11 protein-coding genes and 1 riboswitch are annotated in these 14,423 nt (G+C 70.6%); of the genes, 4 read left to right on the top strand and 7 right to left on the bottom strand.

Going from position 1 to position 14,423, the window contains the following annotated elements; translation table 11 throughout:
- Positions 1–46: 46 nt before the first annotated feature.
- From glnD to mutS, 3 genes are all read right to left on the bottom strand, one after another.
- Positions 47–2,758 carry a [protein-PII] uridylyltransferase gene (glnD, locus tag KY493_RS13330; RefSeq protein WP_219896804.1) on the bottom strand — a complete coding sequence of 904 codons (2,712 nt, stop codon included), beginning with the start codon at positions 2,756–2,758 and terminating at the stop codon, positions 47–49.
- Positions 2,759–2,819: 61 nt separating this feature from the next.
- A complete protein-coding gene (locus KY493_RS13325) occupies positions 2,820–4,619 on the bottom strand; it encodes a methyl-accepting chemotaxis protein (protein ID WP_219896803.1) in 1,800 nt (599 codons plus the stop codon).
- Positions 4,620–4,698: 79 nt separating this feature from the next.
- Positions 4,699–7,392, bottom strand: coding sequence for a DNA mismatch repair protein MutS (mutS, locus tag KY493_RS13320; RefSeq protein ID WP_219896802.1), 2,694 nt, complete (start codon positions 7,390–7,392; stop codon positions 4,699–4,701).
- Positions 7,393–7,489: 97 nt separating this feature from the next.
- Positions 7,490–7,633, top strand: a riboswitch (cobalamin riboswitch).
- Between the two features lie 173 nt (positions 7,634–7,806).
- Here mutS and KY493_RS13315 point away from each other — a divergent pair.
- On the top strand, positions 7,807–9,645 hold the full coding sequence (locus KY493_RS13315; protein WP_219896801.1) for a TonB-dependent siderophore receptor: 1,839 nt from the start codon (positions 7,807–7,809) through the stop codon (positions 9,643–9,645).
- On the opposite strand, the gene KY493_RS13310 is transcribed toward KY493_RS13315, so the two are convergent.
- Both KY493_RS13310 and KY493_RS13305 read right to left on the bottom strand, forming a co-directional pair.
- Positions 9,629–10,552: an aldo/keto reductase gene (locus KY493_RS13310; protein WP_219896800.1), complete on the bottom strand. Its 924-nt coding sequence runs from the start codon at positions 10,550–10,552 to the stop codon at positions 9,629–9,631. The genes KY493_RS13315 and KY493_RS13310 overlap by 17 nt on opposite strands.
- 92 nt (positions 10,553–10,644) lie before the next feature.
- Positions 10,645–11,298, bottom strand: a complete 654-nt coding sequence (locus KY493_RS13305) for a fumarylacetoacetate hydrolase family protein (RefSeq protein WP_219896799.1) — start codon at positions 11,296–11,298, stop codon at positions 10,645–10,647.
- A 133-nt stretch (positions 11,299–11,431) separates the two neighbouring features.
- Between KY493_RS13305 and KY493_RS13300 the strand changes: the two genes are divergently transcribed.
- From KY493_RS13300 to KY493_RS13290, 3 genes are all read left to right on the top strand, one after another.
- A complete protein-coding gene (locus tag KY493_RS13300; RefSeq protein ID WP_219896798.1) occupies positions 11,432–11,773 on the top strand; it encodes a YqjD family protein in 342 nt (113 codons plus the stop codon).
- A complete protein-coding gene (locus KY493_RS13295) occupies positions 11,773–12,177 on the top strand; it encodes a hypothetical protein (protein ID WP_219896797.1) in 405 nt (134 codons plus the stop codon). The genes KY493_RS13300 and KY493_RS13295 overlap by 1 nt, the downstream gene beginning before the upstream one ends.
- A 118-nt stretch (positions 12,178–12,295) precedes the next feature.
- Positions 12,296–12,475 carry a DUF1328 domain-containing protein gene (locus tag KY493_RS13290; RefSeq protein WP_219896796.1) on the top strand — a complete coding sequence of 60 codons (180 nt, stop codon included), beginning with the start codon at positions 12,296–12,298 and terminating at the stop codon, positions 12,473–12,475.
- Positions 12,476–12,579: 104 nt separating this feature from the next.
- Here the strand turns inward: KY493_RS13290 and KY493_RS13285 are convergent, their stop codons facing one another.
- Entirely contained in the window at positions 12,580–13,431 is an 852-nt protein-coding gene (locus KY493_RS13285; protein WP_219896795.1) for a metallophosphoesterase, read from the bottom strand.
- Positions 13,431–14,384: a diacylglycerol kinase family protein gene (locus KY493_RS13280; protein ID WP_219896794.1), complete on the bottom strand. Its 954-nt coding sequence runs from the start codon at positions 14,382–14,384 to the stop codon at positions 13,431–13,433. The genes KY493_RS13285 and KY493_RS13280 overlap by 1 nt, the downstream gene beginning before the upstream one ends.
- Positions 14,385–14,423: the final 39 nt, after the last annotated feature.

Genomic DNA, 14,423 nt, shown 5'->3' with positions numbered 1-14,423 from the left:
CGGGAATAGGGTCCTGGGGCGCGGCGGGGCGCCGTCGGTTCTTCGCTTAGCGCGCCTGTTCGCCGGGCGAAACGGGCTTGGCGCGCGGACTGCGACGGCCGAGGTCGGAGACGTCGCGGGCGCTGGCGCGGGCGGCGACCACCTGGCGGCCGGGCGGCTGGGCGCGCGGCGGCTCCAGCACCGCATGCAGGGCGTCGCGCAGCTCGGCCAGGATCGCCTCGTCGGTGATCTTCCGCCCGCGCGCATCGACCAGATAGAAGCTGTCCACCGCCCGCTCGCCGAAGCTGGCCACATGGGCCGAGCGGATCGACAGGCCACGCTCGGTGATGGTTCGCGACAGGGCCGCCAGCAGGCCCGGCCGGTCGGCGCCGGACACCTCGACCACAGTGGCCGCATCGCTGGCGTGATGATCCACCATCACCACGGGACGGACCTCGAACACCGCGCGTCGGGCACTGGGCGCGGATTCCGGCGCGCGCGCGATGCGGCCTTCGGCCCGCGCCGCCCGCTCCACCGCCTCGACCAATCGCGACAGCCGGCGCGGCTCCGCCTGGCCATAGGGCGCGCATGCTCCGTCCTGGATGCGGAACACGTCCAGCACCAGGCCCTGATCCGTGGTCGCCACCCGCGCGTCGGTGATGTCGGCGCCGGCGGCGGCGATGGTCTGGGCCAGATCGGCGAACAGACCGGGCCGGTCCTGGGCGGCGACGCGCAGCTCGGTCGCCTGCACCGTCAGCCCCTGCACCGGCGCGACCGGCGCGGCCTCCGCCGCTGCGCCCGCTGCTCTCGCCCGCTCGACCAGCGCCGGGTGTTCGCTGACCGGATCGGGCCGCCGCATGTCCTCGCCCCGGAACAGGGCGCTGACCTGGTTGTAGAGGGTGCGCATCAACTGGCCCTTCCAACCGTTCCACACGCCCGGCCCGACAGCCCTGATGTCGGCCACGGTCAGGATCAGCAGGAGCCGCAGCCGCTCGGGATCGCCGACCAGTTGGGCGAAGTCGCGCACCGTCTGCGGATCGCCGAGGTCTCGCTTCTGCGCATAGTCCGACAGCGCCAGGTGATTGCGGACCAACCACACCACCAGCTCGATCCGGCGCGGATCGACGCCCAGTCGCTCGCAGGCCCGCCGCGCGGCGATGGCGCCGTCCTCCAGCTGCCCCCGCTCGCCGCCCTTGCCGACGTCGTGCAGCAGCATGGCCAGCATCAGGGCTTCCATGTCCGCGATCAGGTGCACGATCTCCGACGCCACCGGATGGTCGGTCTTCAGCTTGCCGCGCGCGATGTCGTTGATGATGCCGATGGCCTGCAGCGTGTGCTCGTCCACCGTATAGGCGTGATACATGTTGAACTGCGTCTGGCCGACGATCCGCCCCCATTCCGGCAGAAAGCGACCCAGAAGCCCGGTCTCGTTCATCACCGTCAGCGCGCGATAAGGCCGCTGTCCATGCGCCAGAATGTCCAGAAAGGCGCTGGCCGCGCGCGGGTCTCGCCTCAGCCGGGGCGTCACCCGCGACAGGGACCGCGTCACCGCCGAAAAGGCGTCGGGATGCAGGTCGAGGTCGTGCCGATCGGCCAGGACGAACAGGGTCAGCAGTTGCACCGGATCGTTCGCGAACACCTCGGGTCCGTTCACCGTCAGCCGCCCGCCCGAGACGGAGAACCCCGGCGCATCGATCCGTTTCTGCCGTGACGGCAACAGCGATGCGGCCAGTCGCGACAGTCCCTGCGGCTGCTTGTGCTGGCGCGCCTCAAGCTTGGCCGACAGGGCGCGGGTCAGGGCGCCCACATCGCGCGCCACCAGGAAATAGCGTCGCATGAACCGCTCCACCGCCGGTTCGTCGCCCCGCCCGCGCCAGCCCATGCGCCGCGCCACCTCCGGCTGCATGTCAAAGGTCAGCTTCTCTTCCGCGCGGCCGGCGATCAGGTGCAGGTGGCTGCGCACCCGCCACAGAAAGTCGAACGCCTCGTCAAAAGTGCGCCGCTCCCGCGCCGTCAGCAGCGGGTCCATCACGGCGGCGCCCAGCCGGCTTTCGGGCGCGAGCGCCCGCGCGATCCAGAACAGGGCGTTGAGGTCGCGCAAGCCGCCCTTGCCGTCCTTGACGTTCGGCTCGACCTTGTAGCGGACGGCGCCCGCCTTTTCGTGGCGGGCCGCGCGCTCCTCCAGCTTGGCGGCGATGAACGGCCGGGGATCGGCCCGGTTCGCCATGTCCTGAAACCGTGCGATCAGCAGGTCGGACAAACCCGCGTCCCCAGCCAGCGGCCGCGCCTCCAGCAACGTCGTGCGGATCGTCATGTCGGCTTTTGCCAGAGACAGCGCCTCGTCGATGGAACGAAAGGCCGAGCCGACCTTGAGCCCTAGATCCCACAGCACATGCAGTACATGGCCGATCACCTGTTCGGCCCTGGGCGTCGCCCGTCCCGAGCGCACAAACAGCAGGTCCAGGTCCGAAAACGGGGCCAGCACCCCGCGCCCATAGCCGCCCACCGCCAGCAGCGACAGCCGCTCGGCCTCCACCGCCGACACCGGCCAGAGCACCTGCGTCGCCTGTGTCCACAAGGCTTGCAGCATCTCGTCCGCCGCCCCGGCATAAAGACGCGCCACGACCCGTCCCTCGCCTCCAGCCTCCAGCCGCCGCTCGGCCCGCGCACGACCGGCGCCGTAAGCCTCCCGCAATACCCCCGCCGTCGCCGCGCGCACGTCAGGCGCACGCGCAGCCGCCGCAAGGCGCTGGTCGAGATTCAGGGTCAAAGCCGTCATTGATCCGAACATAGGCGGACGGCGCCGCCACGTCGCGCGCCTTCAGCGGGTCTGATCGTCCTCAGGCCGCCCGGGCGAACGCCGGCGCGGCCTCCAGGCGGAAGCGGCCCAGCAGGCTGGCCAGACGTTCAGCCTCCAGGCTCAGCGACTGATTGGCGGCCGTTGTCTGCTCGACCATCGCGGCGTTCTGCTGGGTGGTCTGGTCCATCTGGCCGACGGCGGTGTTGACCTCGCCCAGGCCCATCGCCTGTTCGCGCGCCGAGGCGGCGATGTCGGCCGCCAGCACGTCGATCTCGCCCACATGATCGTTCAGCGTCGCCAGGGCGGCGCCGGCCAGGGCCGCCAGGCGCGCGCCCTCCTCGATGCTGGCGCCGGATTCGCCGATCAGGGTGCGGATTTCCTTGGCCGCGTCCGCCGAACGCTGGGCCAGAGCCCGAACCTCGGAGGCGACCACGGCGAAGCCCCTGCCCGCGTCGCCCGCCCGCGCCGCCTCCACGCCCGCGTTCAGCGCCAGCAGGTTCGTCTGAAAGGCGATTTCGTTGATGACGCCGATGATCTCGTTGATCCGCGAAGAGGCGGCCTCGATCCCGGCCATGGCGGCGGCGGTGTCGGCGATGATCCTTTGTCTATCGTCTGCGCCGTCCCGCGCTGCAGTGGTGATGGCGGCGGCCGCCTGGGCGCCCTCGGCGGTCCGGCGCACGGTGGCGGTGATCTCGTCCAGGGCGGCGGCGGTTTCTTCCAGCGCGGCCGCCTGGCGCTCGGTGCGGCGCGACAGGTCGCCGGTGGCGCTCGAGACCTCCGCCGTGCCGGACCGCATGGCCTCGCCCAGCGCGGCGATCTCGGCCACCGTTTCGCCCATGGCGACGACGGCGGCGTTGTAGTCGTCCTTCAGCTGACGGCTGCGCGGGGCGAAGTCGGCTAGGATGCGGTGCGTCAGGTCGCCCTCGGCCAGTGCGGAAAGGCCGCGTCCCAACGCCGCGACCACCGCGGCGTCTTCCTCGGCGATGCGGGCCTGCTCGGCCTCGCTGGCGATCCGGCCGGCGCGGGCGGTTTCGCGCATTCGCTCCGCCTCCGCCTCGCTTCGGGCGTTGCGGATGGCGGCGTCGCGGAAGGCCAGCACGGCGCGGCTGATCTGGCCGATGTCGTCACCGCGCGAGGCCCAGGGCGCCTCCACATCCGTGCGGCCCCTTTGCAGGGCTTCCAGCCGTTCGCACAACGCGCCCAACGGCGCGAACATCCGCCGCGACGCCCACAGGCAGGCCCCAGCCGTCATGGCCGCAGCCAGCAGCCCCACCACGATGAAGGCGGTCAGGACCGCGTTCACCGAGGCCATGTAGTCGGATTGCGGAATGCCGACGAACAGAACGCCGACAACCTTGCCGGACGCGTCCTTGATCGGGTCATAGGCGACGAAATACGGCGTCTCCAGCACTTCGGCCTCGCCGCGATAGGATCGGCCGTCGCGCAGCACCGCGTCATGAACCGGTCCGGCCTTCAAGCGGGTGCCGACCGCGCGCGATCCGTCTTCCTTGGTGACGTTTGTGGAGATGCGCTCGTCGCCCATGAAGACCGTAGCCACCCCGCCGACCAGGGTCTTGATCCGGTCCACCGGCTCGAAGTGGCCGTTCAGCGGTTGATCGCCAGCCAACAGTGCGCCGTTCTTCAGGCTGTAGTTTCCACCGTGCTGGTTCAGCACCTGCCAGGCCACGCGCATATTGGCCTCCTGCCGATCGCGCGCCTGCGCCTCCGCGTCGCGTGTCAGCAGCACGGCCGCGACCGCCAGCAGGGCCAGCGTCAGCAGGGTCAAGGCGGCCACGACCATCAGCGCGGTCTTGGTCGCCAGCGAAAGGCTTCGAAGCATCGGAGCAGGGTCCTATTCGGTCAGGCGGCCGCACCCTCCGCCAAGGCGGTTAACAAACCCCGTGATTACGTATTAGTCCTTAGTGCGCTAAGCTCCGCAGCCGATACAGCGCCTCCAGCGCCTCGCGCGGACTGAGCGAGTCGGGGTCCAGCGCCCTGACGGCCTCATTCAGAGCCGAAGGCAGCGGGGGCGCCGGCGGCTCCATGACGGCGAACAGCGGCAGGTCGTCGAGGCGGGCGACCGCGGCCTTTTCGCCTTCGAGCCGCCCGAGCACCTCGCGCGCCCGCTCCACCACGGGGGGCGGCACCCCGGCCAGCCGGGCCACCTGCACGCCATAGGAGCGGTCGGCCGCGCCGGGCGCCGCCTCGTGCAGGAACACCAGCTCGCCGTTCCATTCCCGCGCCTTCATCGACAGGTTGCAGACGTGGTCCAGCCGCGTCTCCAGCTGCGCCAGCTCGTGGTAGTGGGTGGCGAACAGGGTGCGCGCGCGATTGGTCCCGTGCAGAGCCTCGGCCGTCGCCCAGGCGATGGCCAGGCCGTCGTAGGTGGCGGTGCCGCGCCCGATCTCGTCCAGCACCACAAAGCTCCGCTCGGTCGCCTGCACCAGAATGGCGGCGGTCTCGACCATCTCGGTCATGAAGGTGGAGCGCCCGCGCGCCAGGTCGTCGCCCCCGCCGACGCGGCTGAACAGCCGGTCCACGGCCCCCAGCCGCATCGCTCGGGCCGGCACGAAGGCCCCCGCCTGAGCCAGGATCACCAACAGCGCGTTCTGGCGCAGAAACGTCGACTTGCCCGCCATGTTCGGCCCGGTGACGATGGCCAGCCGGGCGCAGCCCTCGCCCGAACCGTCCAGGCGAGCGTTGTTGGGCGTATAGGGCAGACCCTCGCGCTTGACCGCCGCCTCGACCACCGGGTGGCGGCCCGCATCCACGGTGAAGCACAGGCTGTCGTCGACCACCGGCCGCACGCCGCCGATCTCTTCCGCCCATTCCGCCAGCGCCGCATGGGCGTCCAGCTCGGCCAGAGCCTCGGCCGTCGCCTGCAGCGATTGCGCCAGCCGCGCGACGTCGCGCCGCCAGCTCTCGAAGGTCTCGGCCTCGATCGCCAGGGCTCGGTGGCCGGCCTGGCTGATGCGGGCGTCCAGCTCGGACAGCTCAACGGTGGTGAAGCGCACCTGGCTGGCCAGGGTCTGGCGGTGGATGAAGGGGCTGTCGGGGCCGGCCCTCAGCAGCCCTTCCGCCGCCTTAGCCGACGTTTCCAGGAAGTAGCCCAGCACCGCATTGTGCTTGATCTTGAAGGCGATCCCGCTGTCGGCGCAGGCGCGCGCCTCCAGCTCGGCCACCACCCGACGGCTGTCGTCGCGCAGGCGCCGCGCCTCGTCCAGCTCGGGCCGGAAGCCGGGCTGCACATAGCCGCCGTCGCGCGCCAGGTGCGGCGGCTCGTCCACCAGCCCTTCGGTCAGCTGAGCCCGCAGGCCAGCCAGTTCCGGGCTCGGCGCCAGCCGCTCCAGCACCGCGGCAATGCGCTCGGGCGCGGCCGTCAGCGGATCAAAGGCGCCGACGAACAGCCCGCCCGTGATCTCCGCCGTCTTCAGGCCCGAGCGGATCGCGGCCAGGTCGCGCGGGCCGCCCCGCCCCAGCGCCAGGCGCGCCGTCGCCCGCGCCACGTCGGATGACGCCTTCAGCGTTTCGCGCAGCGTCCGCCGCAGGTCGCGCCGGTCTTTCAGCCACTCCACCGCGTCCAGCTGAGCGTTGATGGCGCGCACATCGCGCAACGGCCGGCTGATCCGCTCGGCCAGAGCCCGGGCGCCGCCCGAGGTCACCGTGCGGTCGATGCAGTGAAGCAAGCTGCCTTCGCGTTCGCCGCGCTGGGTGCGGTCGATCTCAAGGCTGGCGCGCGTCGCCGGATCGATGGCCAGGAAGCCGGCCTCGCCCATGCGGCGCGGCGGCGACAGGGCCGGGACCTTGCCCGCCTGCGTGGTTTCCAGATAGGCGGCGATCAACCCGAGCGCCGAGACCTCCGCCTCCTCGAAGGCGCCATAGCCGTCCAGCGAACCGACACCGTACAGCCGCTCGACCCGAGCCCGCGCGGCTTGCGGCTCGGCCAGCGCATGGGCCAGCGCCTGAACCACTCCACCCGAGCCGTCCAGCGCGCCCTTGGCCGCCTCGTCGCCATACAGGCGATCGGTGACCAGCACCTCCGACGGCCGGAACGCCGCCAGCACCGCGCCCAGGTCCTCCAGCCCGCAGGCCACGCTGTCCACCGCGCCGGACGACAGCTCGACCACGGCCACGGCCGCACGGCCCCGGCGGATCGCCGCCGCCGCCAGCCGGTTGGCCCCGCGCGCATCGAGCAGGCTGTCTTCGGTCAGGGTGCCGGGCGTCACCACCCGCACGATGTCGCGCCGCACCACCGCCTTTGAGCCGCGCTTCCTGGCCTCGGCCGGATCTTCCAGCTGTTCGCAGATGGCGACCTTGTGCCCCAGCCGGATCAGCCGGGCGAGATAGCCTTCCATGGCGTGCACCGGCACCCCGGCCATGGGGATGTCCTCGCCCTGGTGCTTGCCGCGCCGCGTCAGGGTGATCCCCAGCGCCCCCGCCGCCACCTCCGCGTCGCGGAAGAACAGCTCGTAGAAGTCGCCCATGCGGAAGAACAGGATGGCGTCCGGCTGTCCCGCCTTGGCCGTCAGATACTGGGCCATGAAGGGCGTGGCGCCCTCCAGCAGGGCGGGATCGACCTCCAGTTTCGGCGGGTGGGAGACAGGCGCGTTCATGTGGCCGCAGGGTGACGGATCGCGCCCGTCGTCTCAAGCGCCATCCGCCCTCCGTTGCACCGGGCGCCGACGCCTGCGATAGCCGCGCCCGGCGGTTAAGGGAACGCGGTCAGACACCGCGGCTGTGCCCGCAACTGTAGGCGGCGAGGCCGTCGTCCAAACCGGGAGCGATCCCGGCGCCACTGGACCCCGGTCTGGGAAGGCGAGGACGGCGGCTCATGACCCGCAAGCCAGGAGACCTGGCCGCCGACGTCGCTCGTCCGCTGTCCGGGACCAGACAGAGGCGCGGGGACCGATGAGTTCCGTCGAAGCGACCCGATCTTGCGCCGTCCGAGCCCAAGGGCCCGGCGGATCGGCTCGCTTGTTCCGCCTCCTCGCGCGCATTCGCGGAGGCGACCGAACGGAGTCTGCTCAATGAAGCGATCCATCCTTCTCTCCTCGGCGGCGCTGTCCGTCGCCGTGCTCTCGACGCCTGTCTGGGCTCAGACCAACGAACAACTCGAAGAGGTCGTGGTCACCGCCACCCGCGTCGAGGCGATTGTCGCCGAAACGCCCGGCGCGCGCGTGATCGACGAGCGCGCCATTCAGCAGCGCGGGGCCATCTTCGCCGCCGACATCCTGGCCGACGTGCCGGGTCTGTCGGTCACGCGCACCGGCGCCTTCGGCGGCCTGGCCCAGGTGCGGATGCGGGGCGCCACGCCCGGCAAGACCCTGGTCCTCGTCGACGGCGTGCCGGTCAACGATCCGACAGAGCCCAACGGCGCGTTCGACTTCTCCGGCTTCGAGCTGGGCGACATCCAGCGGATCGAGGTGCTGAGCGGTCCCCAGTCTTCGCTGTGGGGGTCGGACGCCATCGGCGGGGTGATCGCCTTCACCACGCGCGAGATCGACGGCCTGCGCGCCGAGGCCGAGGCAGGCAGCTACGACACGCTGCGCGGCCGCCTGTCCGCGGGCATGACGACGGAGCAGTACGCCTTCGGCGCCTATGTGTCGCGCTTGGACACCGACGGCATCTCGGCGGCGGACGAGGCGGACGGCAATCCAGAGGACGACGGCTTCGAGAGCACCACCATCGGCGTTCGGGGTCGCTACGCCCTGTCTCCGGCGGCGTCGGTGGACGGCTCGGTGCGCTGGTCGCGTGGCGACGCCGAGACCGACGGCTTTCCCGCCCCCAGCTTCGATCTCGCCGACACCTTCGACACTCAGCAGTCGGAACAGTGGTCCGGCTTTGGTCGCCTGCGCCTGAACGCGCTCGGCCTGTCGCACCAGTTCAGCATCTCGGGCTCGGACGTCGACCGCACCTCCGACAGCGGCGGCTTCGGCTCCACCTTTCAGGGGGACCGGCAGCTCTATCGCTGGCAGGCGGACGGCGCCCGATCCGACCTCGGCCTGACCTACGCCTTTGGTGCGGAGCGTGAGGAAACCTCCGGCGAGTTGTCGTCGGGCGAGGCGGACGACCTGGCGACCACCTCGGTGTTCGTCACCGGCGGCTGGGACGCCTCGGAGCGGCTGAACCTGTCGGGCGCCCTGCGCTACGACGACACCGACGATTTCGGCTCGGAAACCACCGGCCGGGTCTCGGCGGCCTACCGGCTGGACGGCGGCTTTCTTGTCTCGGGGGCTTACGGCACGGGCTTCAAGGCGCCCAGCATCAGCCAGGCGGTGTGCGACTTCTGCTTCACGCCGCCGGTCGCGCAGCTGAACCCCGAACAGGCGGATGGCGGCGAAATCGCCCTCGGCTGGGCCTCTGCGGACGGGCGGCTGGACGGTCGCGCGACCCTCTATCGACTGAACGTCGAGGATCAGATCAGCTATGTCGGCGGGCGCTACATCAACATCGCGGAGACGCGCACGGACGGGGTCGAGCTGGAAGGCCGCGCCCTCCTGGGCGGCGGGTTCGACCTGACGCTGGCCTACGCCTGGACGGACGCGGAGGATCGCACCACCGGCCTTCGCCTGCAGCGCGTGGCCGAGCACGCCGGCTCCGCCACACTGGGCTGGACGGGCCTGCGCCTGTCGGGCGCCCTGACGGTTCGGGCCGAAGGCGATCAGGAGGATGTCGACAACGCGACCTTTGCCCGGGCCACGCGCGACGGCTTCGTCGTCGCCAACCTGAACGCGGCCTATGCGCTGAGCGAACAGGTGACGCTGACGGCGCGGGTTGAGAACCTCTTCGACGAACACTACCAGCAGGTTCTGGACTACGGCGAGCCGGGCCTGTCCGGCTACGTCGGGATCAGGCTGCGCTACTGATCCGGAAGCGGGGCGCGTCGGTCGCGATCGCGGCCGGCGCGTCCAGCGCCAGCGACGACCAGTCCAGGTTCGGACAGGGCGCGTGGGCCGCGGCGATCACCGCCCGCAGTTCGGCGGCCGAGCTGACGCTGGCGATGACCTTGTCCACCGCCGGCAGCGAAAAGGCGTAGGCCAGGGCCGCCTGCATCGGGTCGCAACGTCCCTCCGCCAGCCGCCGCCGCATGCGCGACAGGCCCTGCGCCTGATCGGCCAGGTGCGCGGGCAGATCCTCGCCGCCCGCGAACAAGAGGCCGCGCGCGAATACCGACGACAGATGAACCTCCGCCCCAGTCAGGGCGATCCGGTCCAGCAGGCCGCTGCGCGCCGCCCGTTGGTCCAGCAAATTGCAGCCGACCTGCACCACGTCCGCGCCCAGACGGCGCGCCAGACCGTCCGCCGCCTCTTCGGCCGAGGCGCAAAAGCCGAGACGACGAAACAGGCCCCTGGCCTTCAATCCTTCAAGCCGGCTCCAGAGCGCGCGCCCTTCGGCGCCCAGAAGGTCGGCGGCGCTGGACACCAGCAGAACGTCGCCGCGCGGCAGGCCCAGTCGTTCCAGCGAGCGTCGCGCCCGCGCCTCGATCCGGTCCGCGCCTTCGGCCAGACCCACCGTGCGCACCGTCACCCCGAACGGAGAAGGAAACGGCCAGGCCTGGCCCAGCAGGCGCTCGGCGTCGCCGCCTGGCTTGGTCGCCACCATGCGAACGCCCGCATCGGCCGCCGTCTGCAACAGAAAGCGCATGGCGTCCTCGCGGGCGCCCGGCGGCGCCGAAATCGCCGCCCCGCGCACGCGCTCGGGCTCGGTCACCACGGCGATCGCCAGGCGGTCGATCGGAGGAGCCTTGTCGGAGCGGGCGGGGGAGTTCGTCACCCGCACATGCTGGACCCGAAAGCTTAAGGGACCCTCAGTAAGACCTTGAGAGAGTCTTACCCCACGCGGTTAATGAACGCGGCCCTACCCGGTCAGACCACGGAGAAACCAAGGCTCGGCAGCCCCGTGATCTCGGCCTCGACGCGATCACCCCGGATCAACGGTCCCACGCCTTCAGGCGTTCCGGTGAAGATCAGATCGCCGGGCTGCAGCGCCCACAATGCGCCTGCGGCCTCCAGCACCGCCTCGGGATCCAGGATCATGTCGCCAAGGCGACCCGACTGGCGCGTCTCGCCGTTGACGCTCAGCGTAATGGCTGCATCGGCGTCCGGCAGGTCGCCCAGTCGGAGCGCGCCGCAGGGCGCCGACTGATCAAAGCCCTTGGCGGCGTCCCAGGGCCGTCCCGCCGCCTTGGCCTCGGCCTGGAGGTCGCGACGCGTGAGGTCTACGCCCACGGCCCAGCCGACGATGCGCCCGCCCTCGCCGATCGCCGCCACCAGTTCGATCTCGTGGTGCAGGTTGGCCGTGGCCTGCGGATAGGCCGGATCGGCTCCATCGGAGACCAGGGCGTCGGCGGGCTTGGAAAAGAAGAAAGGAACATGCCCCTCCAGCTTCGATCCCATCTCGCGCGCATGGGCGGCGTAGTTCTGCCCCACGCACAGGATGCGGCGCACGGGAAAGCGCCGGTCCTCTCCCTCAATGGGCAGGGACGGTTGCGGGCGGGGCGGAAACAGCCAGTCGGTCATGAAAGACGTTTATCGCGCGTCAGCGCGCCTGACGAGGGCGACGCGTGAAGGACGTCCATGGAACCGCGGCGCCTTGCTGGCGTTGGCAAGCGGGGTTCCCTATTTACAGCCAAGCTTAGACGGAGCGCGCATCATGGCCACCCAGGCGAAAGACGACATCAAGGCGGACATCAAGACCCTCAAGGAGGATCTGAAGACCGGCGCCCGCGAAGAGACCCAGCGCCTGAAGGACAAGGCCGCCCAGGCCCAGGCCAAGCTGGCCGAGAAATCCGATGAAGTGCGCCAGCAGGCGCGCGGCTACTACGACACCGCCCGGGTGCGCGGTCGCGAGTACTATGACGACGCCGCAGAACGCGTCGACGAGGCCCAGCGCTACATCACCGAGCGGGTGCAGGAGCGCCCGGTCCAGTCCACCGCCATCGCGCTGGGCGTCGGCGTGGTGATCGGCCTGCTGCTGTCGGGTCGTCGTCGCTGATGCTGAAGGGCCTCATCAACAAGGTGGTGGCGGGGGCGGTCGTCGCCGCCGCCGCGCTTGTCGCCGTGATCTTTCTGGGGATCACCGTTTATCATCTGCTGTTCCTGGTCCTGCCGCCCGCCGGCGCCTCGGCGCTGACGTTCGCCGTCTTCGCGGCGCTGGCGGCGGTCGTGGCCGTGGTCTTCCTGAAAAAGGACGCCGGCGATCACCACGACGAGGATGAGGAGCCGGAAGGCCTGGCGGCCAAGGCGCTGCATCTGATTAAGGACCGCCCGATGATCGGCGCGGTCGGCGGTCTCGGCGCCCTGTTCCTGCTGCTGCGCAACCCGGCGCTCGCCGCCATCGTGGCTAGCTTCGTGACCGAACGGAAGATGGAGCGGCGCGGCTATCGTCGGCGGCGCTGAGCCGAGTCGAATCTCGCCTTCGCCCCGGAACGCGCAAGTCACGGCGACGTTTGTTTCTCGACAGGCCAAGGACACTCCCGAAGCCGTCGAGTATCAACTCTCAGGAAGGACCCCAGTCATGATGCGTTGGGCTATTATTTTCCTGGTCGTGGCGTTGATTGCGGCTGTTCTCGGCTTCGGCGGCATCGCCAACTTCTCGTTCGAGATCGCCAAGTTCATCGCCGTGATCGCCATCATCCTGTTCGTGATCGCCCTGGTCGCGGGCGGACTTCGCGGACGCGGCACGCCGCGGCTCTAGCGACGACAGGAAACACCAGACAGGGAAAAGGGCCGGATCGCACGATCCGGCCCTTTTCTCATGCCTGGCCTTCTGCACCCCGCAGCGCGGAGCAACCTTCGCGCTCAGGTCGCCGCCTTCTCCAGTTCGCCAGGCTGCACCGGGCTCGGCGCCGTGGCGGCCTTGCGGGTGTCCTGCCGGCGCGGCAGCCGCCACGTCTGGTGCGAGCTGTAACGCGCGCCGTCCCAGGCCATGGCCGTTATGGTGATGGTCTTGGCGTCCCAATCCACCTGGTTGAAGCCGGGCGGCGAGCCCCGCTCCCGATGCGACAGCGTCCCGCAGCCGATGGCGTAGGAGCAGCGGTCCGCCAGGTCGATCGGCAGGGCGAAGGGCACATGCACATGGCCCGACATGATCAGGTCCACCCCGGCCTCGGCGAAGATGAGCGCCGCCTTGTCGCCGCGCTTGACGTCGCCGGTCATGGGCGTGCCCACCATCTCGATCAGCGGGTGGTGGCAGGCCAGGATGCGCAACGCCCCGATCGGCGCCTGGCGCAGCGCCTCGGCCGCGCGCCGGGTCTGGTCCAGGTCGATCACGCCCTTGGACCAGTTCGGCCGCGCCTGCCAACCGCGCGCGGTGACCACGCCGCGCACCATCACGGTCTCGTTGCAGAACTGGCCGTCATGGGCGGGAAAGCCGGTCGCCGTCTCGAACGCGCGCCACGGGTGAAACACCCGCGCGACCGCGTCCCAATAGGGCACGTCATGGTTGCCGACGATGACGAAGCGCGGCTCGGGCATGGCCCGCATCCATTCGCCCGCGGCCTTGAACTCGGCGGGATAGCCCTTCTGGGTAATGTCGCCGGTGATCAGCACCAGGTCGCTGGGCGTCGCATGGGCGTATTCCAGCGCAGCGGCCACCGCCTTCTTGTGCTCGCATCCGAAGTGGACGTCCGAGAACTGCAGCACGCGTCCCATCAGACCGAATCCTCCGCCGCCGCCGGACGGGGCGCCAGCGCCCGAAACGCCTTGGGCGTGAAGCGCACCACCGCATCCGGCTTCAGCAGCATGGGCTCGCCGTCGATTACGGCGGGGATGCGCGAGCGGGCATGCACCTCGATGCGCCGCGCCGGTTGGGTCGATACGGACGGGTCCTGGCGCCAATCGCTGAACACCGCGCTGGCGGCCAGGCGAAAGGCCTCGGCCGCATCGGTCGGGTCCATGGCCGCCGCTTCCAGCCCCATCGCCTCGTCCATCGCGCGCGAGATCATCGGGCTGATCAGCACCAGCGCCTCGCTGCGCCGCCGCTCCGCCCCGTCCAGGCTGTAGCGCAGCCGACCCGAGAAGGCGCGCTTCAAGGCGCGCCTGCCATACTGCCACGCCAATCGAATCTTGCCGGTGCGGATCGCCTCGCGCGCGGGCGCCCACAGAGCGGGCGAGCCGAGGATGGCCGCGCAATAGAAATACTCGCCCTGCACCTCGCCGCCGGACACCGGCCGCGGTTCGCCCTCCTCCAGCGCGCGGGTCAGCGCCTGCTTCCAGTCGGCAGTGCCGTAAAGCGCCTTGGGCAGCATGTTCATGGTGCCGCCCGGCAGGGGCGCGATCAGCGGCCCGTCCGGCTTGGCCTTGGAAGCGACCGAGCGGGCCGTGCCGTCGCCGGCCAGCACCAGCAGAACATCCGGCTTTCTGGCGAACGCGGCGTCGATCTGGGCGTCGAACTGTCCGCCCTCCAGCGTCACCACCTCCGCCTCGATGTCGTATTCCTTCAGGATGGCCTCGGCCTCGGCGGCCGCGCGCGGACCCACGCTGCCGGACAGCGGGTTCACCAGCATCACCACGCGCTTCATAGGCGCATGCGGGCTGAGCGCCTTCAAGGAAGAGGGCGCCGGCCCCTTGGCGGCGTCCGGCGTGTCGGCGATTTGCGTGTCCATGGCCGTCGAACGCGCCTTGTCGTTCAGGCGTTCCGGCCT

The organism is Brevundimonas sp. PAMC22021, from assembly GCF_019443405.1.
Taxonomy (GTDB): Bacteria; Pseudomonadota; Alphaproteobacteria; order Caulobacterales; family Caulobacteraceae; genus Brevundimonas.
This window is presented reverse-complemented; position numbering and strand designations above follow the sequence as displayed.

Excerpts from the sequence above, each read along its gene's own strand:
- glnD (WP_219896804.1), bottom strand. The coding sequence starts at position 2,758 with ATGACGGCTTTGACCCTGAATCTCGACCAGCGCCTTGCGGCGGCTGCG.
- KY493_RS13325 (WP_219896803.1), bottom strand. The coding sequence starts at position 4,619 with ATGCTTCGAAGCCTTTCGCTGGCGACCAAGACCGCGCTGATGGTCGTG.
- mutS (WP_219896802.1), bottom strand. The coding sequence starts at position 7,392 with ATGAACGCGCCTGTCTCCCACCCGCCGAAACTGGAGGTCGATCCCGCC.
- KY493_RS13315 (WP_219896801.1), top strand. The coding sequence starts at position 7,807 with ATGAAGCGATCCATCCTTCTCTCCTCGGCGGCGCTGTCCGTCGCCGTG.
- KY493_RS13305 (WP_219896799.1), bottom strand. The coding sequence starts at position 11,298 with ATGACCGACTGGCTGTTTCCGCCCCGCCCGCAACCGTCCCTGCCCATT.
- KY493_RS13300 (WP_219896798.1), top strand. The coding sequence starts at position 11,432 with ATGGCCACCCAGGCGAAAGACGACATCAAGGCGGACATCAAGACCCTC.
- KY493_RS13295 (WP_219896797.1), top strand. The coding sequence starts at position 11,773 with ATGCTGAAGGGCCTCATCAACAAGGTGGTGGCGGGGGCGGTCGTCGCC.
- KY493_RS13290 (WP_219896796.1), top strand. The coding sequence starts at position 12,296 with ATGATGCGTTGGGCTATTATTTTCCTGGTCGTGGCGTTGATTGCGGCT.
- KY493_RS13285 (WP_219896795.1), bottom strand. The coding sequence starts at position 13,431 with ATGGGACGCGTGCTGCAGTTCTCGGACGTCCACTTCGGATGCGAGCAC.
- KY493_RS13280 (WP_219896794.1), bottom strand. The coding sequence starts at position 14,384 with ATGGACACGCAAATCGCCGACACGCCGGACGCCGCCAAGGGGCCGGCG.